This window comes from Rhizobium sp. SRDI943, assembly GCF_057653695.1.
In genome coordinates this window covers 4677634-4694682 of sequence record NZ_CM172787.1, presented here as the reverse complement: position 1 = coordinate 4694682, position 17049 = coordinate 4677634, and the positions used below count along the sequence as shown (strand labels likewise).

Sequence of the window (17049 nt, the reverse complement as noted above, 5' to 3'; positions counted from 1 at the left end):
GCCAGCCGGCGCCAGGAATATAAAGAAAGAAAAACCCGCGCTAGCCCAAACCAGCGCGGGTTTCCCAAAATCATAAATTCAAAAGCTTGGGAAGCGCTGGTTACTTGACCGCGCCTTCAAACTCGTTCGTCGTGCCGGCTTCCTTGAGGTATTCAAGAGCCTTCTTGGCAGCGCTGACCAGCGCGCCAAATGCTTCCGGCTCGTGGATCGCCATGTCGGAGAGAACCTTGCGGTCGACTTCGATGCCAGCCTTGTTCAGGCCGTCGATGAAGCGGCCGTAGGTCAGGCCGAATTCACGCACAGCGGCGTTGATACGCTGGATCCAAAGCGCGCGGAAGTTGCGCTTGTTGACCTTGCGGTCGCGGTAGGCGTACTGCTTCGAACGATCGACTGCAGCCTTGGCGGTACGGATGGTGTTCTTGCGGCGGCCGTAAAAGCCCTTTGCGGCCTTCAGAACCTTCTTGTGCTTGGCGTGAGAGGTGACGCCTCTTTTTACACGTGCCATATCATGATCTCCTTAAATCTAGCGTTCGCGGACGAGTCTCAGAGACCGTTCGGCAGGTAATTCTTGATAACCTTGCGGCCATCCGGTTCTGCGAGAACCATGGTGCCACGTGCATCGCGAATGAACTTGTTGGAACGCTTGATCATGCCATGGCGCTTGCCGGCAGCGGCAGCCTTGACCTTGCCGGTTGCGGTGATCTTGAACCGCTTCTTGGCAGAGGACTTCGTCTTCATCTTGGGCATTTTGCTACTCCTTCTGTCCTCCCTGCGCGCTTCATCAAAAAAGCCCTTCCCGCGAAGTCCGGTTCTCCGGCCGTCGCAACAAGGTGCGGGAGCGTTTGTTGTTGATCTGCGGCATCGGCGACGAACCGTTCCGCAAGCATTCGAAACTGCCACGGCATGCCCTGCCGGTCAGTTCGGACGCGCGCTTATAACCGCAGCGTCATGAAAGTGCAACGGGGCCGCGGAGGAATCTTCGCGCCTCCCAAAATACACCGGCCCAAAGCAGAATGGCAGAAAGCACAAAAGCCGCCCTTGCGGACGGCCTTGGGCGAAAAACTGCCTGGCGCTTATTTCGGCGCCAGCACCATCATCATCTGGCGGCCTTCAAGCTTGGGTTCGGCTTCGACCTTGGCGAACTCGATCGTATCGGCCTTGACCTGCTGCAGAAGCTTCATGCCGAGTTCCTGGTGGGCCATTTCGCGGCCGCGGAACTTCAGCGTCACCTTGACCTTGTCGCCTTCGTCGAAGAAGCGACCCATCGCCTTCATCTTCACCTCATAATCATGGGTGTCGATGTTCGGGCGCATCTTGATTTCTTTGACTTCGACGATCTTCTGCTTCTTGCGCGCCTCGGCAGCCTTCTTCTGGTTGGCATATTTCAGCTTGCCCAGATCGAGGATCTTGCACACCGGCGGTTCGACATTGGGGGAAATTTCGACGAGATCGAGGCCGGCTTCTTCCGCCATTTTCAAAGCCTGGTCGGTGGGCACGATGCCGACATTCTGTCCATCAGCCCCGATCAGCTGAACTTTGGGAATGCGGATTTCACGGTTCGAGCGCGGTCCGTCCTTCACGGGCGCATCGGTTTTAAAAGGTCTGCGAATGGTCGTATTCTCCTCGCGTTGTTTTCGGAACGTTGCAGCATCGCGCTCCCGATCAGGGGCACAAACGTGTCGCGTCATCGCTGCAACGGAGTCAATATCATCCTTTAACGGAAAAATCACCCGCTGTCAGCCTGCCAAGAATCTGTTTTATAGGCCAAAACAACAGGAGTTTCGCCGATGTCCGATCAGATGCCCGATTCCGCGCCGCAGTTCCTGACGGTTGGCGAGGGCGAGGCGGCGCGTCAGATCGCCATGCTCGTCCGCCCGGCGCAGGCCGGCAATGGCGCGCCGGCGCTGGTCTGGCTGTCCGGCTACCGCTCCGACATGAGCGGCACCAAGGCGGTGGAACTCGACGGGCTGGCGGCGGAACTTGGGCTCGCCTGCATCCGCCTCGACTATTCCGGCCACGGACTTTCCGGCGGCAATTTCGGCGAGGGCACGATCTCGCGCTGGCTGGAGGAGGCGCTTGCCGTCATCCGTCATGTCGCGCCCGATCAGGTGATCCTCGTCGGCTCGTCGATGGGCGGCTGGATCGCGCTCAGGCTGGCGCAGGAGCTTGCGCGGCAGGGCGGCGTGACGCTCCCAAAGCTCGCAGGCATGGTGCTGATTGCGCCGGCGCCCGATTTCACCTCGGAGCTGATCGAGCCGAACCTCAAGGCGAAAGAGCGCAAATCGCTGGCCGAGCGCGGCTATTTCGAAGAGCGTTCTCAATACAGCCCGGAACCCAACATCTATACGCGGGCGCTGATCGAGGACGGCCGAAAGAACCGGGTGCTCGACGGCATCATCGAAACCGGCTGCCCGGTGCACATTCTCCAGGGCATGAAAGACGCCGACGTGCCGCATGCGCATGCGATGAAACTGGTCGAACATCTTCCCGCCGACGACGTGGTGCTGACCTTCGTCCGCGACGGCGACCATCGCCTTTCACGCCCCGGCGATATCGCGCTTCTCCTGAGTGCCGTCAAAGGCATCATCCGTTCATCAACAAATAGGCAGATGCCCGCCTGAATGGCAGAGGCGGATAAATTCGCCTGCTGCAGGTCCCCAAGCCGTTGCATTTTAACCATGTCGGCGAGTCGCAAGGTCCTCCCAAGAAGTAACGATTGACTCTTTTGGGCCCTCTCCATTAACACTTTGTTAATAAATAAGGGGCGATGCAAGGAAAGAGCGGGCGTGCGGATCAAGGGTATCTTTGTGGCCATGATGGCCGTGTTTGCGATGGCGACGGCCGCCATACCGGCCCCAAGCAGAAATGCTTCAATGGTAACGGGCAATGCCACCTCACAGCCGATCGGCCACTACGATTTCTGTCAGATCCACCGCAGTGAATGCGGCGCAAACCGCAACGCAGGCCCGGTCGCCATGAACCCGGGGAAGTGGTCGCTCGTGCGTTCGGTCAACGCCACGGTCAATCGCACGATCACGCCGATGACCGACAAGGAAATCTACGGCAAGGATGAGGTCTGGGCCTATCCGACCACCGCCGGCGACTGCGAAGATTTCGCGCTCTTGAAGCGCCGCATGCTGATCCAGCGCGGCTTTTCGGCTGCCGACCTGCTGATGACCGTCGTGCGCAAGCCGGACGGCGAAGGCCATGCCGTGCTGACGCTGCGCACCGCCGAGGGCGATTTCGTGCTCGACAACCTCGCTTCCGACGTCAAGCCGTGGTTTGGGACGCCCTATTCCTTCGTCAAGCGCCAGTCGAGCTACAATGCCGGCCGCTGGGTCACCATCGAGAACGGCCGCGACGTCCTGGTCGGCGCGCTGCGGTAAGAGTTGCAATAGAGAATGTGGAAAGGCCGGCGGTTTGCCGGCCTTTTTGTTTTGTTGGTTTGGGATGCCGCACCGTCTCCCGGCCCTTCGCTTTGGGCTCAGGGCGTTCGTCGCTGCAATCGATTCGCTGGATCGATTGCTCGGGCTGCGCCCGACCGCTCCTCACCCATTCCCGATCAGGATACCGGCGCCGAGCACCAGACCGCCGCCGAGCACCACCTGGAAGGCGGCGCGCAGGAAGGGGGTTTCCATGTAGCGGTTCTGGATGAAGGCGATGGCCCAGAGCTCGAAGAAGACGACGACAGCAGCGGTGATCGTCGCCGTCCAGAAATGCGGAATCAGATAAGGCAGTGCGTGGCCGAGGCCGCCGAGCGCCGTCATGATGCCGCAGGCAAGTCCGCGCTTGACCGGCGAGCCTCTGCCGGAGATCTTTCCGTCGTCATGGGCGGCTTCGGTGAAGCCCATCGAGATGCCGGCGCCGACGGAGGCCGAAAGACCGACGAGAAAGGTCTGCCAGGTATCCTGGGTGGCAAAGGCGGCGGCGAAGATCGGCGCCAGCGTCGAGACCGAGCCGTCCATCAGTCCGGCAAGGCCCGGCTGCACATAGGTCAGCACGAATTGCCGATGCACCGTCGCGTCCTCGTCGTGCTTGACGTCTTCGGGCGTATGTTTGTCGCCTAGCATGCGGGCGATATCCTCATGTCCCTGTTCGGCGAGGGCGAGATCGCCGAGAAGCTCACGCGTCGAGGCGTCCGAGGTGCGTTTTGCCGCCTCGACATAGAAACGATAGGCCTGCTCCTCCATCGCCTCGGTTTCTTGCCGCATCGCATCCAGCGAAAGGTTTGCCCTGAGCCAGTCGGGCTTGCGTTCGTAAAAACCCTGCACATGCTCGCGCCGGATCAGTGGGATGCGCTCGCCGAAACGCTGGCGATGGATTTCGATCAACGATTTTCGGTGCGTATCCTCGACCTCGGCCATATCCTCGAAGACCTTGGCCGAGGCCGGAAAATCGCGGCGTAGCCTGTCGGCATAAGCAAGATAGATGCGGGCATCGTCTTCCTCGGAGGCGATCCCAAGGGCAAGGATCTCCTGCTCGGACAGCGATTCGAAGGATCGTTTCGAGGATCTGAAAAACCGCGCCAGCATGATCTTCTCCAATTTTTAGAATTATTCTAAATCTAAAGAGCGCGGCGGTGGCGGTCAAGTGCGTGGGGCAATTCAAAGTGCTACAGCGTCCTTTTGCGCGGCTCGAAAAAACGCGCGGCGCCGCAGGCTGCTGACAGATTGCCGCAAGCGGCGCGGACGACTTTGGCGCGCTGCCATAAATACCTATATGAGAGGGCGCCGCATCACGCGGCGCCGGGGTTTTGGAATGGACAATGACATTCAGGGCCGCCCTGCCCATGTCGCGGCGATCCGCGAAAGGGCGGAGGCGGAGATGCGGGAAATGGGCGTCGACGCGGCCTTCATCGACAGGCTGGTCGAGACCTTTTACGGGCGCGTGCTCGCGCATCCCGATCTCGGCCCGGTGTTCGACGCCAGGCTATCCGGGCGCTGGCCGGAGCATATGGCGAAAATGAAGAGCTTCTGGTCGGCCGTTGCCTTCCGCAGCGGCGCCTATGGTGGCAAGCCGGTGCAGGCGCATACGGGTGTCCAGAACCTGACACCCGATCTCTTTCCGAAGTGGCTGTCGCTGTTTGCCGCAACGCTTGACGATATCGCGCCAACGCCGGAGGCCAAGGCCTGGTTCATGGCAACGGCGGAGCGGATCGCCAAGAGCCTGATACTGTCGCTGTTCTACAATCCGGCGCTCGACGATCCCGCCCGCAAACCCGCCTGATCCATCTTATAGAGACGGCGTTCCCCAAAGAACGCTGACACTTTTCTAGGTCTTCGCCGCCGAGGCGGTGGCGCCGGCGCTGGCCGCCACGACGAGCGCCGTACCCAGCATCTGCAGCGCGGTCATCGGCTGGGCGAGGATGAGAAAGCCGGCGAGAGCGCCGAGCGCCGGTTCGAGGCTCATCAGGATGCCGAAGGATGCCGACGGCATGCGCCGCAGCGCCACCATCTCCAGCGCATAGGGCAAGAGCGGCACGAGAATGGCAAGGCCGAGAACCTCGACCAGTCCCTTCACTGTGAAGGCGGCCCCTGTCTCAGCCAGACCGAAGGGTGTTGCGACGAGGCCGGCGACGAGCAGCGACATGGAGAGGCCTTCCAGCCCCTTGAAGGCAGCGCCGACCTTCTTCGTCAGCAGGATATAGACCGCCCATCCGACAGCCGAGCCGAGGGCAAAGAGGACGCCTGAGGAATTGCCGACCCAGCCTTCGCCGTCATGGGCGAGGAAGAGAATACCGGCCGCAGCGATCAACGGCCAGGTAAGCCGCCAGCTCAGGCCATAGCCGAAGACGGCGACCGAGAGCGGCCCGAGGAAATCGATGGCGATCGCCAGGCCGAGCGGCAGCCGCTGGATCGCAGCGAAGAAGCACAGCGTCATGGCAGCCGTCGTCGTGCCGAGCAGCAATGTCGCCCGCCATTGGGCGCCGCTATAACGCAGCACCGAAGGCCTGACGACGGCGGCAAGGATGATCGCCGCGAAAGCAAGCCGCAGCCAAGTGGCGCCGGCAACGCCATAGGTCGCAATGGCTGACGAAGACAGTGCCGCGCCGAACTGGATCGATGACATCGACATCAGGCACATCGCGACACCGGCCGCCAAGCCGCCAGAAGCCGACGATACGCCCGGCTGCGCAATCAAGGCTGCGCCATCCGTGCCGGTCTCGATATTCTTGATGTCCATGTGGCCCCCGATCCTGGCGCGGTTCTAAGCCGAAGACGGGGGAGAACCAAATTCAATCTTTTCATGCCGGGATCAAGAGCGCTGATGCTGAGGCACCAAAGATCGGCCGGCGAGGATGACCTCTTCCGCGTCTTCGAAGCTCATGTCGAAGATCTTCCTGCCGATATCGAAGCTGAAGCCGTTGCGGCGAAAGCCGAAAGCTCTTTGGCCTTTCGCTTTTCGTCAAGCTCGACCCGGCGGAAGGGGCCGAAGGCGCGCTTGCGGGCAAATATCGCTGCGGCATAGAGATCGTCAGCCTCTTCAAGTGCAGCCTCGACCTTGTCGCTGGAGACGCCCTTGGCAGCTAGCTTCTGGGCGATCGCGCGCTTCGATTTACCGCCGCGCACGGCAGAGCGCGTGCTGATCTCCGCATAGGCGCTGTCGTCGAGCACCTTGTTGTCATAGGCAAATTTGACCGCGAAATCGGCGATGGCCTTGAGTTGCGCCGCGCTGATATCCTCGAATTTCTCCTTCGCCTTGCGGCTAATGGCGTCAAACAGCTGCTTTTCCGTCATCATCCGTCGCTCCAGGCGATAGATAGCGGAGTTGCGCGCCCAACTCAGCATGCGGGATGTCGGGATATCGGATGGAACGGTCTCGTCGGTCATCGGCGGTGATCAGGCTTCCAGACCCTTGAGGACGTTGGCGACGTTAAGGCCAATCTCCGGCACGCCGTAACCGCCCTCCATGCAGGCGAGCACCGGCAAGCCGGTGGCTGATATCATCGCGCCCATGCGGGTGAAATCGTCCGAGGTGAGGCTGAAGAAGGAGATCGGATCGCGCTCGAAGGTATCGACGCCGAGCGCCACGACGACCGCCTCGGCGCCGAATGTCTTGATGCGGGTGAGCGCATCGGCAAGGGCCGAAGACCAGATATCCCAAGGCGTGCCCGGCGGCATCGGATAGTTGCGGTTGGCGCCGGCACCCTCCCCCTCGCCTTCCTCGTCGGCATGGCCGAGGAAATAGGGAAAGGCCTGCATGGGATCGCCATGCAGCGAGGCGGTGAAGACATCGCCGCGGCAATAGAACAGATCCTGGGTGCCGTTGCCATGATGGAAATCGACATCCAGCACCGCGACCTTCCTCGCACCGCTATCGAGCAGCCGCTGCGCTGCGACACCTGAATTATTGATGAAGCAATAGCCGCCGAAGAGATCGATGCCGGCATGGTGCCCGGGCGGGCGGCAGAGCGCGAAGGCGAAGCGATTGCCCTGCGTCAGCCAGTCGGCGCCTGATATAGCACAGCGCATGGAAGCGATCGCCGCCTCGTAGGAGCCCTTGGTGATCGAGGTATCGGCGGCATTGGCGTAGTGGCCGATCGCGCCGACGATATTGTCGGGTACACGCTGGCTGGTGCGGCGAACGGCGAAGGAATTGGCGATCGCCTCGCCGGTAAAACCGGCCGCCACCCAGCGGTCCCAGACCGTGGCGAGAAAATCCAGATAGGCGGGATCATGTACTTTTCGAGCCGTTTCCAGTCCGTGCGGATCGGGCGCCACGACGTCGGTGAAGCCCGCCTGCTTGACCGCCGCCAGGATCCATTCGGCACGAAACGGCGCCTCGAAGGGCGTCACCAGTTGGCCTGCGTGCAGCTCCGTCCTGGCATCGCGCAGCTTGTGATCCTCGGAATAGATGACGCGCATTTCAGATCCTGCCCTTGATTGACAATGGAGATTTACACGGCTCGGCCCTGACAAAAAAGCGGCGCGGGGCCTTGATCGTCTGGAATAATGACGCCACCTTCGCCGGTGTTTTGAGAACGAGGAAATTTTTCGCATGAAAGTGCTGATGGTCGATGTCGACGGCGTGCTCATTCATGGTCGCCCGATCGATGGCCTGCCTCACTTCACCTATCTCGAGCGCGATCTCGGCCTGCGCCTCGACCTGCTGCAGCAGGAATTCTTCCAGACGCACTGGGGCGATATTATCGTCGGCCGCGCGGCGCTGGAGCCGAGGCTCGCCGGCGTTCTCGTAAAGATCGCGCCGCACCTCAGCGCCGAAACGCTGATCGACTACTGGTTCGAAAACGATTCCCGCCTCGATCGCAATCTGCTGGAAGAACTCGCCGCTCTCAGGCAAAGCGGCATCACTCTCCTGCTGGCGACCAACCAGGAGCATAGGCGGGCACGTTACTTGATGGAGCAGATCGGCCTTAACGCGCATTTCGACGACATCATCTATTCCGCGGCACTCGGACACAGCAAGCCTTCCCCGGATTTCTTCCGGCTGGCGACCGAGCGGGCCGGCGTGCTGCCCGGCGAAATCGCCTTCATCGACGATATGGCCGAAAATATCGAAGCGGCGCGGCAATTCGGCTGGACTGCCGCGCAATGGACGGCGGGCGCGACGCTCGGCGGCGCGTTTCCGGTCTTCGCCAGGCCGGCTTGAGCGGGGCCGGCGCAATCAGGCGAGCCGCTTGTAGAACAGGGTGGTGGCGCAGAAACCGCCTTCCGGCCACAGCGCATAATCGGGGATGACGCCGACGCGCTGCCAGCCCAGGCGCGGATAGATCGCCTCGGCATCGCTGCCGGTTGCCGTGTCGAGCACGAGCAGGGTCTTGCCGCGGCTTGCTGCCTCGCGTTCGGCGGCATCCATCAGCAGCCGGGCGAGCCCCCTGCCGCGGGCCGAGCGATGCACCAGCAGCTTCTTCAGATCGCCGCGATGCGGCTGGTTCGGCATCTGCGCGGCACCCACCTGGACGGTGCCGACGATCCTGCCGTCGAGTTCAGCGACCAGTAGCAGATTGCCGCCGGTGGCAACGGCATCGGCGACATCACACCAATAGGGCTCGGCGTCCTCAGGCCCATAGGGCTGCATGAAGCCGACGGAGGCACCGCCCGCGACGCAATCGACAAGCACTTGCGAAAGAGCCGGAATGGCGGCGCGGGCCTCCTCGGCGGAAAGGATACGAATAGCAGGCATGCTGTTCTCCTGAAATGAAAGCTGTTATCGGCCGCCGCGATCGAGCACGACGCAATAGCGCGCCGGTGCGTTGCCGGGATTGTGGAAGACGTGGCCCTCGCCGACCGGCATGAAGAGGCAATCGCCCGGCCGCAGCCGGTAGACGGTTTCACCCGCCGTCATCTCTAGCTCGCCGTCGAACAGCCAGATATGCTGCGTCATGCCATGGGCGCTCGCATGCGGGGGGAAGCTGACGCGGGCGCCGGCCGGGAATTCGACCTCGACGATATCGACATCGGAAGCCGTGCCCGCGGGCGAAACAGACCGTCTGATATAACCGGTCTCCGGATCGCGCCAGACCTGTTGTTCCTGCCTGCGAGCGAGCGGCGAGGCCTGCCCGTCTTCCGCAAAGAAGGCCGACAGCGACAAGCCGAGTGCTGCACAGATCCTCGCCAGCAGCGAGGCGGTCGGGCTCGCCTCCGCCCGCTCGATGCGCGAGATCATCGCCCGGCTGACGCCGGAGGCCGTAGCCAGCTCATCGAGCGTGAGAGCCTTTTCCTGCCGCAGTGTGCGAATGCGGATGCCGATCGCCTGTTCGAGTTCCGGTTCCATTTTCCAGTCCAATTTCTACTATAAGAGAAATACATTATCCGATGATGGAATCAAGTGGCTACGAAAAGCGGCCAAACGTGCCTTGCTTTCGCCGCTACGCCGTCCATATATGGCGGCGCAATCCGAGGAGAGAGTGATGGACGCCAGCAAGCAGAGCACGGAACTGACGGGAAGCTTCACGGCTGCCGCCTGGGACAGGATCGCGCCGATCATGGCTGAAATCGAGGCCTTGCCGCTGCTGCAGCGCCTTTCGGACGGCACGCTGCCGCCGGAGGTTTTCCGCCATTACATCCTGCAGGATGCGCTCTACCTCAAGCATTATGCGCGATGCCTTGCGATCGTCGCGGCCAAGGCACCCGACAATGCGCAGGTCCTGCGCTTCCTCGGTTCGGCACAGAAGGCAATCACCGTCGAGCAGGGCCTGCATGCCGGCTTCCTCACCCAGTTCGGCATCACGTCTGCCGACGTCACATCAGCCGAACCCTCGCCTGCCGGCTTTGCCTATACCAACTTCCTGCTTGCCACCGCCTATCACAGCTCCTACGCGGTGGCGCTGTCCTCCATCCTTCCCTGCTTCTGGATCTACTGGCATGTCGGCGAAGCGATCAAGAACCGGCCTGCTATCGAAGGCAATGCTTTCCAGGCCTGGATCAACACCTATGGCGATCCGCAATTTGCCGCCGGTGCCCGCGAAGTGATCGCGCTGACCGACATCGCCGCCCGCGCCGCATCGCCGGTGGAGCGGGCGCAAATGACCGATGTCTTCGTGCGCGCCTCGCAATATGAATGGATGTTCTGGGATTCGGCCTGGCGGCTGGAGACGTGGCCGGTCTGATCGGCGCCCGGCACAGGACGAAATAGCGTAAACAGCAGGATAATTACCGCTTTGCGGCAGGGGGCGGCGCTGCTATATGGCGCGCATGAGCACCAATTCCACCACTCCGCTGTCCCATATCCGCAACTTTTCGATCGTGGCCCATATCGACCACGGCAAATCGACGCTGGCCGACCGCCTGATCCAGACGACGGGCGGCCTTGCCGAGCGCGAAATGTCCGAGCAGGTGCTCGACAATATGGATATCGAGCGCGAGCGCGGCATCACCATCAAGGCCCAGACCGTGCGCCTGCATTACCAGGCGAACAACGGCGAGAAATACATTCTCAACCTGATCGACACGCCCGGCCACGTCGACTTCGCCTATGAAGTCTCACGGTCGCTGTCGGCCTGTGAGGGTTCGCTGCTCGTCGTCGATGCCAGCCAGGGCGTCGAAGCGCAGACGCTCGCCAACGTCTATCAGGCGATCGACAACAATCACGAGATCGTCACCGTCCTCAACAAGATCGACCTGCCAGCGGCCGAACCCGACCGCATCAAGGAACAGATCGAGGAGGTGATCGGCATCGACGCTTCGGAGGCGGTGCTGATTTCGGCAAAGACCGGCCTCGGCATTCCCGACGTGCTGGAGGCGATCGTCCACAGGCTACCGGCGCCGAAGAGCCCCGGCGGCGAAAAGGCGCCGTTGAAGGCGCTGCTCGTCGACAGCTGGTACGACGCCTATCTCGGCGTCATGGTTCTCGTCCGCGTCATCGACGGCGTGCTGACCAAGGGCCAGACGGTGCGGATGATGGGCACCGATGCGAAATACCAGGTGGAGCGCGTCGGCGTGCTGACGCCGAAGATGGTCAATATCGACCGCCTCGGCCCCGGCGAGATTGGCTTCATCACCGCCTCGATCAAGGAAGTGGCCGATACCCGCGTCGGCGATACGATCACCGAGGACAAGCGGCCGACGGCCCAGGCGCTGCCGGGCTTCAAGCCGGCGCAGCCGGTGGTGTTCTGCGGCCTCTTCCCGGTCGATGCCGCCGATTTCGAGGATCTGCGCGCCGCGATGGGCAAGCTTCGCCTCAACGACGCCTCCTTCTCCTTCGAGATGGAATCGTCGGCGGCCCTCGGCTTCGGTTTCCGCTGCGGCTTCCTCGGCCTGCTGCATCTGGAAATCATCCAGGAACGGCTGGAGCGCGAGTTCGACCTCGACCTCATCGCCACCGCACCCTCGGTCGTCTACAAGATGTTTATGACCGACGGCACGGAGCGCGAGTTGCACAATCCGGCCGACATGCCCGATGTCGTCAAAATCTCGGAAATCCACGAGCCGTGGATCCGCGCGACAATCCTGACACCCGACGATTATCTCGGCAGCATCCTGAAGCTCTGCCAGGACCGGCGCGGCATCCAGATCGAGCTTACCTATGTCGGCACGCGTGCGATGCTGACCTACGATCTGCCGCTTAACGAAGTCGTGTTCGATTTCTACGACCGGTTGAAGTCGATCTCGAAGGGTTATGCCTCCTTCGACTACACGCTGACCGACCACCGCGAGGGCAACCTCGTGAAGATGTCGATCCTCGTCAATGGCGAGCCGGTCGACGCGCTGTCAATGATGGTGCACCGGACGGCAGCTGAAAAGCGCGGCCGCGACATGTGCGAGAAGCTCAAGGAACTGATCCCGAAGCACATGTTCAAGATCCCGATCCAGGCGGCGATCGGCGGCAACGTCATTGCCCGCGAGACGATTTCGGCGCTGCGCAAGGACGTGACCGCCAAATGCTACGGCGGCGACGCCACCCGCAAGCGCAAGCTGCTCGACAAGCAGAAGGCCGGCAAGAAGCGCATGCGCCAGTTCGGCAAGGTGGAAATCCCCCAGGAAGCCTTCATCGCTGCGCTGAAGATGGGCGACGAATAGGCTTTCGCAGAGCTTTTTTGACGAGGAGACGTAGGTCTCCTTAGATGTTGACGAGCCTCGCTCTTTGTTCGCCGTCATCCTCGGCCTTGTGCCGAGGATCTGCTACATATCAAACGGCTGCAGATGCTCGGGACAGGCCCGAGCATGACGAAAGAGACGTGGTTAAGGCTCCGTCAACAGTTATCTCCGAGGGGATTCTGCGATGAACGATGAAAGCCGAACGACTGGCAAACCGGGATCGGTGATGGGTACAAACACTCATTCCAAGATCGAAAGGGGCTGCAAAGCTCCGACCTTCGATCAAAAAACAAGCGACGATGAAACGCTGCCTCGCGAAGAACGCGAAAGACTTTGGCGAATTGAAAACGCCGAGGCGATCGCGGAGCAAAATGAGTATGTCGCAAAGCATGGCTTGCCGTTTGCGAAATACAGGCAGTTTTGACTTACCCCCTGCCCATATACTCCTTCACCAGCCCCTCATAGGCGTCCATCTCCGGCAGCGCCGTGTAGCTGTATACCGCGCCGGTCTCGGCGAATGACAGCTTCTCGCTCGTCCACGTCTCGATGAAAGGGGTGAACCAGCTCGGATCATCCAGCATGGTCACGCGCAGATTGACGAACCAGTCCATGCCTTCCGGCCGGGTGAACATCCAGCTCATGCAATGCGGGCAGAAATAATGCTTCGTGAAACCATGCAGACCGCCGATCACCGGCTCGCCCTGCGTGACCTCGAAGCCTTCGCTGGGGATGGCCGCACTCAGCGAATAGGCGCTCGATGTCATCTTCTGGCACCCCGTGCAATGACAGGCCATGGTGAGCAGCGGCGGGGCGCTGATCTTCAATCGCACCCGGCCGCAACGGCAGCCGCCTTCCATGGGTAAATTCCGAACGCTCATGATGTCCTCCCGTTTTGCTTTCTGATCTAGCGGAGCTTTCGCCGCTGTCGAGGTCATCGCGGAATGGGCGGCCTTGCCGGCGCTAGCGCATTTCCGTTTTCTCCGAATCACGGAAATGCTCCATCTCGTTGTTTTCACGCAATTCCGGACGCAAAACCGCTACGCACTTTTGCTGGAATTGCTCTAGCGGATGCGGGCTGGATTGCCGACCACGGTTGCGCCGGCCGGCACGTCCCTTGTTACCACCGCACCGGCGCCGACGATCGCACCGTCGCCGATCGTGACGCCGCCGAGGATGATAGCGCTGCCGCCGATCCAGACATCGCTGCCGATGGTGACAGGCTTGGCGATCTCGATGCCTGTGCTGCGCAGTGCCGGCTCCTTGTGATGCTCGGCGCAATAGATCTGCACGCCGGGGCCGAACATGCTGCGGTCGCCGATCGTCACCCGGCCGGAATCGAGGATGGTGCAGCCGGCATTGAAATAGACGCGCTCGCCGAGAGTGATATTGATGCCGTAGGAGCAGTGAAACGGCGCCTCGATGAAGACATCGAGTGCTGCCTGCGCAAAGAGCGCCCTCAGGGCCGGCGCCATCGCGCCGCGTTCGTCCGGCGGCAGCGTATTATGGGCGTGGACAGCGGCACGCGCCTGCCGCCGCAAAAGATCGAGCTCGTCATCGAGGCAGCAATACCATTCGCCTGCCGCCATCTTTTCGCGTTCGCTGGCGGGCATCGCATTGGCCCTCACGCCGAGGCCTGCGACAGCATTTCGACCTCTTGCCGCTCGATCAGGCTGACCCAAGCGCGCGCGATGGCAAGGCCCGCGGCATCGGCGGCTCCGCCATGTCTTGCCGCCAGTTCGGCATGGTTCTCCAGCCAGCCCGGCGCAATGCGCGCGATCGTGTCGGGAAATTCGGCCTTCCATTGTTCGACGACCGCTGAATCGGCCTCGAAATGGAACTGGGTGCCATAGACGGCGCGGCCGATGCGGAAGGCCTGGTTCTCTGCAACGGGGCTCGAGGCGAGGCGCGCCGCGCCCTCAGGCAGGGAAAACGTATCGGCATGCCATTCGAAGATGGTGAATTCGCCGCCAAGCGCCGACAGCAGCGGATCGGTCCGGCCCTCGGCGGTGACGCCGATCCCGTGCCAGCCGAATTCGCGGGCGATTCCTAAGTGATTGTCGGCGCCATAGGCGCGGGCGAGGATCTGGCTGCCGAGGCAGATGCCAAGCACGGCCTTGCCGGCATCGCCGAAGCGGCGGGTGAGCCGGACGAGTTCCGGCAGATAGGGGTGGGTTTGGTCATCCAGCGCGCTCTGCTCGCCGCCAAGAACGACCAGCGCGTCATGGCCGGATATATCTTTCGGCAGGATGCCGTCCTGCCACACCCGGAACCACTCGATCTCCGCTCCCGCCTCGTCGAGGGCCGCGGCAAGCGCGCCGAGGCCGGTATTCCGCATGTTTTCGATGACTGCGACGCGCATAAGTTCTTCCCGGTATGGCCGACCACGGGAAGAGACCATGGCGGAGGGCGGCGCGCAAGACGCCAGAACAGGATTGAGGCTTTAGGCCGGTTCGGCCCAAAATCTGAATCCTGTTCTTAATTAAATAGTTAGAGCATGATGTCGCCCGAAAACCGCTCACACTTTTCGGCATCATGCTCTGCGAGGGCGATTGCGCGCACGCGCCACAGGGCTTAAATCTCAGCAAACGAAAGGACATCGCCATGACCGAAAAAGCCCGCGTCACGATCCTCTACTGCACCCAGTGCAACTGGCTGCTGCGCGCCAGCTGGATGGCGCAGGAGCTGCTGCATACTTTTTCCGACAGCCTCGGCGAAGTGGCGCTGATCCCCGCCACCGGCGGCAATTTCGAGATCCGCGTCAATGGCGATCTGATCTGGGAGCGCAAGCGCGACGGCGGTTTTCCCGGGCCGAAGGAGCTGAAACAGCGGGTCCGCGACATCGTCGAGCCCGGCCGCGATCTCGGCCACGTCGACCGCGCCTCGCTCGAAAGCTAACCACGCGGCTCAGCGATAGGGCGAGCGGCAGGTCTTGTAGATGCCCTCATAGGTGAGGAAACGGTCGGTCCGCGGATTGTAGGAGCGGTATTCGTTGCTGCACCAGGCGGCATGGCTATTCATGTCGCGCACTTTCGGCTGCACTCTTTGCACCGGCGGCGGATCATAAGTCAGCTGCGGCGGCCCGGCAGCGCCCGGCCGGTAATAGGTTGGCCCCGCGCCGCGTGGACGGTAGTTCGGCTGGACATAGGCGGGGCGATGCCATTGCTGCGGCCCGAAACCGAAGCAACCGCGAAAATCGCAGAGCGTCGATCCCGTGTTCAGCGGCCCGACCCCCGGCTTGCCCAGCTTCAGCGAATCGGCCCCGGCGATTGCGGGCGATAGAAGAGCTAAAAGACTGGCGAGCAGAAGCGTACGAGCAATAGGCATGTGGCATTCCTTTCGATATTTCCTTTATATAGGGCGTGACCACCGAAGCGCTATGCCCCGCCTAGCGCCACTCCCGCCCATGTGATCAGCGGCTTTCTCGCCAACTGTCAGAAAAACTTCAAAAACCCAGTTGACAGTCAGGAGCCACCCCCTTACATCGCTCTCCGTCGCCCAGATGGCGGAATTGGTAGACGCGCCAGCTTCAGGTGCTGGTACCCGAAAGGGTGTGGAGGTTCGAGTCCTCTTCTGGGCACCATTCCATTCTTGATCACTACCAAGATCAAGGAGTTAAGCCTTTCCAACTAGAGTTGCGCAGGTGCCTTGCAACAAAGGCCAATCGCGATGCGCTCAAGGGCTTGTTCGCTCAATAGCTCCCAAGATCTCTCCGAAGCCCTCATTTCTAGATGTTTATTCCTGCCGCTCTTGATAGCTGGCCTGCATTGACTCCCTCACTCCCAAATGCGAACATAAAGCGAACAGATGGAGTTTTGCTGATGATCCGATTCGCCACAACCCCAGCCAGCACCCCCGAGCCTATAAAGGCCCGCGAGGTGTCAGCTGCCAAGCCGGCCATTGAAATGCCGAAGCCGAAGCCGGTCATTGAGGTAGCCGCTACGGGGCCTGCGGTCGGCCTGTTGGTGCCCAGCTCCGAGGCAGACGAGCTCGGCTCCGACACTCGGCCGAAAACCACCAAGCCAGCACGCCGTGCGGCAACAAAGCGTAAGCCCAAGGTCGTCGAGGCAGACGACGCTTCCCTCCAGCTTCGTCTGGAGGCATAACCGCACACGATCCGGCCAAGGTTTGGCGGCGCGGGGGGACTCCCACCATAATCTATATAGCACTTCGGAATCCCGAAATTGGCTGCGGGATTGAAATCATTGGATGTTTCTCCACGGCGACAGCCCGCGAAAGGCGTCGAATTTCGGAATCCCGAAGCGGGGGAATTTCGGGATTCCGAAGTGGGATTTTTTCTTCCCGCCGACGCGCCGGGCCTTTGCCCGGGGGCAATCGGCCGGCTATCTGACGCTTTACTATCAGGATCGGCCGCTTCTGGTCGGATCAATTGCGCCCGCTTGGCGCTCCTCGTAAAACTGGAAGGACGTGCCTTCGGCCGAACGGGATGTGCCGAACGGCAAGCTGCTCCATTGCTCAACGCACGGCCTGCGAAACGCGCGGCTCCCGTTCCGACACCCCCGCAAGCCTCGCACAAGAACGAAATCGGATACCG

Annotated in this window: 21 protein-coding genes, 1 tRNA gene and 1 pseudogene; 10 read left to right on the top strand and 13 right to left on the bottom strand. The window is 61.6% G+C overall.

Annotated elements, in window-relative coordinates:
* Nucleotides 1-100: 100 nt before the first annotated feature.
* From rplT to infC, 3 genes are all read right to left on the bottom strand, one after another.
* Nucleotides 101-505 carry a 50S ribosomal protein L20 gene (rplT, locus tag AC245Y_RS23375; protein WP_012759783.1) on the bottom strand — a complete coding sequence of 135 codons (405 nt, stop codon included), beginning with the start codon at nt 503-505 and terminating at the stop codon, nt 101-103.
* A gap of 38 nt (nt 506-543) precedes the next feature.
* Complete coding sequence (rpmI, locus tag AC245Y_RS23370) at nt 544-747, bottom strand: 50S ribosomal protein L35 (RefSeq protein WP_003544621.1); 204 nt, start codon at nt 745-747, stop codon at nt 544-546.
* Between the two features lie 326 nt (nt 748-1073).
* A complete protein-coding gene (gene infC / locus AC245Y_RS23365; RefSeq protein WP_072640862.1) occupies nt 1074-1610 on the bottom strand; it encodes a translation initiation factor IF-3 in 537 nt (178 codons plus the stop codon).
* A gap of 177 nt (nt 1611-1787) precedes the next feature.
* On the opposite strand from infC, the gene AC245Y_RS23360 reads away from it, so the two are divergent.
* Together AC245Y_RS23360 and AC245Y_RS23355 are read left to right on the top strand one after the other, a co-directional pair.
* Complete coding sequence (locus AC245Y_RS23360) at nt 1788-2621, top strand: alpha/beta hydrolase (RefSeq protein WP_017995750.1); 834 nt, start codon at nt 1788-1790, stop codon at nt 2619-2621.
* A 165-nt stretch (nt 2622-2786) separates the two neighbouring features.
* Nucleotides 2787-3386 (top strand): transglutaminase-like cysteine peptidase, encoded by a 600-nt coding sequence (locus tag AC245Y_RS23355; protein WP_012759779.1) that lies wholly within the window; start codon nt 2787-2789, stop codon nt 3384-3386.
* Nucleotides 3387-3548: 162 nt separating this feature from the next.
* Here AC245Y_RS23355 and mbfA read toward each other — a convergent pair whose 3' ends face one another.
* Nucleotides 3549-4532, bottom strand: a complete 984-nt coding sequence (gene mbfA, locus AC245Y_RS23350; protein ID WP_012759778.1) for an iron exporter MbfA — start codon at nt 4530-4532, stop codon at nt 3549-3551.
* Nucleotides 4533-4758: 226 nt separating this feature from the next.
* Between mbfA and AC245Y_RS23345 the strand changes: the two genes are divergently transcribed.
* Nucleotides 4759-5226: a group III truncated hemoglobin gene (locus tag AC245Y_RS23345; RefSeq protein ID WP_003544609.1), complete on the top strand. Its 468-nt coding sequence runs from the start codon at nt 4759-4761 to the stop codon at nt 5224-5226.
* Nucleotides 5227-5271: 45 nt separating this feature from the next.
* Here AC245Y_RS23345 and AC245Y_RS23340 read toward each other — a convergent pair whose 3' ends face one another.
* The 3 genes and pseudogenes from AC245Y_RS23340 to AC245Y_RS23330 form a co-directional block, all read right to left on the bottom strand.
* Nucleotides 5272-6183, bottom strand: a complete 912-nt coding sequence (locus AC245Y_RS23340; protein ID WP_017995749.1) for an EamA family transporter — start codon at nt 6181-6183, stop codon at nt 5272-5274.
* Between the two features lie 72 nt (nt 6184-6255).
* Nucleotides 6256-6830 (bottom strand): annotated as a pseudogene (gene recX / locus AC245Y_RS23335) (recombination regulator RecX).
* A gap of 9 nt (nt 6831-6839) precedes the next feature.
* The gene (locus AC245Y_RS23330) at nt 6840-7865 is read right to left on the bottom strand and encodes a histone deacetylase family protein (protein ID WP_017995747.1); all 1026 of its coding nucleotides are present in this window, start codon (nt 7863-7865) and stop codon (nt 6840-6842) included.
* A 133-nt stretch (nt 7866-7998) separates the two neighbouring features.
* On the opposite strand from AC245Y_RS23330, the gene AC245Y_RS23325 reads away from it, so the two are divergent.
* A complete protein-coding gene (locus tag AC245Y_RS23325; RefSeq protein ID WP_017995746.1) occupies nt 7999-8610 on the top strand; it encodes an HAD-IA family hydrolase in 612 nt (203 codons plus the stop codon).
* A gap of 15 nt (nt 8611-8625) precedes the next feature.
* Here AC245Y_RS23325 and AC245Y_RS23320 read toward each other — a convergent pair whose 3' ends face one another.
* Together AC245Y_RS23320 and AC245Y_RS23315 are read right to left on the bottom strand one after the other, a co-directional pair.
* A complete protein-coding gene (locus AC245Y_RS23320) occupies nt 8626-9144 on the bottom strand; it encodes a GNAT family N-acetyltransferase (RefSeq protein WP_017995745.1) in 519 nt (172 codons plus the stop codon).
* Between the two features lie 24 nt (nt 9145-9168).
* Nucleotides 9169-9735, bottom strand: a complete 567-nt coding sequence (locus AC245Y_RS23315; RefSeq protein WP_026157537.1) for a helix-turn-helix domain-containing protein — start codon at nt 9733-9735, stop codon at nt 9169-9171.
* A 136-nt stretch (nt 9736-9871) separates the two neighbouring features.
* Between AC245Y_RS23315 and tenA the strand changes: the two genes are divergently transcribed.
* The 3 genes from tenA to AC245Y_RS23300 all read left to right on the top strand — a co-directional run bounded on the left by tenA (nt 9872) and on the right by AC245Y_RS23300 (nt 12921).
* Entirely contained in the window at nt 9872-10570 is a 699-nt protein-coding gene (gene tenA, locus AC245Y_RS23310; RefSeq protein WP_026157536.1) for a thiaminase II, read from the top strand.
* 76 nt (nt 10571-10646) lie between these two features.
* A complete protein-coding gene (gene lepA, locus AC245Y_RS23305; RefSeq protein WP_012759770.1) occupies nt 10647-12479 on the top strand; it encodes a translation elongation factor 4 in 1833 nt (610 codons plus the stop codon).
* Nucleotides 12480-12681: 202 nt separating this feature from the next.
* Nucleotides 12682-12921: a type II toxin-antitoxin system CcdA family antitoxin gene (locus tag AC245Y_RS23300; RefSeq protein ID WP_245274034.1), complete on the top strand. Its 240-nt coding sequence runs from the start codon at nt 12682-12684 to the stop codon at nt 12919-12921.
* A 1-nt stretch (nt 12922) separates the two neighbouring features.
* Here the strand turns inward: AC245Y_RS23300 and AC245Y_RS23295 are convergent, their stop codons facing one another.
* The 3 genes from AC245Y_RS23295 to AC245Y_RS23285 form a co-directional block, all read right to left on the bottom strand.
* A complete protein-coding gene (locus tag AC245Y_RS23295; RefSeq protein WP_026157535.1) occupies nt 12923-13375 on the bottom strand; it encodes a GFA family protein in 453 nt (150 codons plus the stop codon).
* A 183-nt stretch (nt 13376-13558) separates the two neighbouring features.
* On the bottom strand, nt 13559-14107 hold the full coding sequence (locus AC245Y_RS23290; RefSeq protein ID WP_017995739.1) for a sugar O-acetyltransferase: 549 nt from the start codon (nt 14105-14107) through the stop codon (nt 13559-13561).
* Nucleotides 14108-14118: 11 nt separating this feature from the next.
* A complete protein-coding gene (locus AC245Y_RS23285; protein WP_017995738.1) occupies nt 14119-14895 on the bottom strand; it encodes a type 1 glutamine amidotransferase in 777 nt (258 codons plus the stop codon).
* 203 nt (nt 14896-15098) lie between these two features.
* On the opposite strand from AC245Y_RS23285, the gene AC245Y_RS23280 reads away from it, so the two are divergent.
* On the top strand, nt 15099-15392 hold the full coding sequence (locus AC245Y_RS23280) for an Rdx family protein (RefSeq protein WP_003544579.1): 294 nt from the start codon (nt 15099-15101) through the stop codon (nt 15390-15392).
* 9 nt (nt 15393-15401) lie between these two features.
* Here AC245Y_RS23280 and AC245Y_RS23275 read toward each other — a convergent pair whose 3' ends face one another.
* Entirely contained in the window at nt 15402-15821 is a 420-nt protein-coding gene (locus AC245Y_RS23275; RefSeq protein WP_017995736.1) for a BA14K family protein, read from the bottom strand.
* A gap of 169 nt (nt 15822-15990) precedes the next feature.
* Between AC245Y_RS23275 and AC245Y_RS23270 the strand changes: the two genes are divergently transcribed.
* Both AC245Y_RS23270 and AC245Y_RS23265 read left to right on the top strand, forming a co-directional pair.
* Nucleotides 15991-16077: transfer RNA gene (locus AC245Y_RS23270), tRNA-Leu, on the top strand.
* Between the two features lie 238 nt (nt 16078-16315).
* Nucleotides 16316-16600: a hypothetical protein gene (locus tag AC245Y_RS23265; protein ID WP_017995735.1), complete on the top strand. Its 285-nt coding sequence runs from the start codon at nt 16316-16318 to the stop codon at nt 16598-16600.
* Nucleotides 16601-17049: the final 449 nt, after the last annotated feature.